This window comes from Kitasatospora sp. NPDC056651, from assembly GCF_042792155.1.
Lineage (GTDB): Bacteria > Actinomycetota > Actinomycetes > Streptomycetales > Streptomycetaceae > Kitasatospora.
Genome location: NZ_JBHTWX010000225.1, coordinates 2,041 through 2,847 on the forward strand (window position 1 = coordinate 2,041; position 807 = coordinate 2,847).

An 807-nucleotide genomic window follows, 5' to 3' on the forward strand; every position below is an offset into this window, starting at 1 on the left:
GGGGGGGGCGGGCGGGGGGGCCCGGGGGGGGTGGTGACGCCGTGGGCCCCCCCCCCACCCCCCCCCCACGGCACCACCATCGCGAGCGGGATGGCGAGACCCCACTGCACCCGCCACTGTCCGTCACGGGGCTCGACGCCGACGATGTGCAGCGCCTCCGCCACCGTGTTCCGGCTCACTTTGAAACGCAGAGCCAGCTGCCGGCCCGAGACCATCGGGTCCAGACGACGGGCCCGCCGGATCTTCTCGAACACCACCTCACGTGGCAAAGCCACCCCGGCCTCCTGACATGACCGTGATCAAGGACCACGGCCTGTCGCGGCCAACCGGAGCAGTCGACGACATTGCTCCAAACGCGGCATGTCGCACCCTCAGCCAGGGTGGCTCTCAAGCTCGTTGCCCAAACCGATGGCTCTGAGCTGAGGCGACCTGGCGCGAACGGGCTCTCAACGCCGAGGAGGCCCTCAAGGCCGCCCACGCCGAGATCCTCACCCAGCGCAACCGTATCGGTGAACTCATCGGCCAGATACGCGACTTGGAAGCCGAATGGACCCAGGAAGCCGTCCAGCGGATCACCACCGAGAACACCTCGCTCAAACAGCGCGTCCGCCAACTCACCACCGACAACCGCACCCTCGACGAACGCCTCAAGGCCGCCCGATCCAACCTCCGCTTCCAGGACCGGCGCGTCGCCGACCTCGAAGCCCAGATCGCTGACCCCTCAGCGGGAGCTCAGCAGTGACATCGACAGTTCCGACCGAGCACATCTGACCAGCACCGACTCAGTCCGGGTGCCCGGCCGCCTCC

Annotated in this window: 1 protein-coding gene; it reads left to right on the plus strand. The window is 68.6% G+C overall.

What is annotated here, in order from left to right; genetic code table 11:
• Nucleotides 1–535: 535 nt before the first annotated feature.
• Nucleotides 536–742, plus strand: coding sequence for a hypothetical protein (locus tag ACFRAR_RS38515; protein ID WP_380705080.1), 207 nt, complete (start codon nucleotides 536–538; stop codon nucleotides 740–742).
• The last annotated feature ends 65 nt before the right edge of the window (nucleotides 743–807 follow it).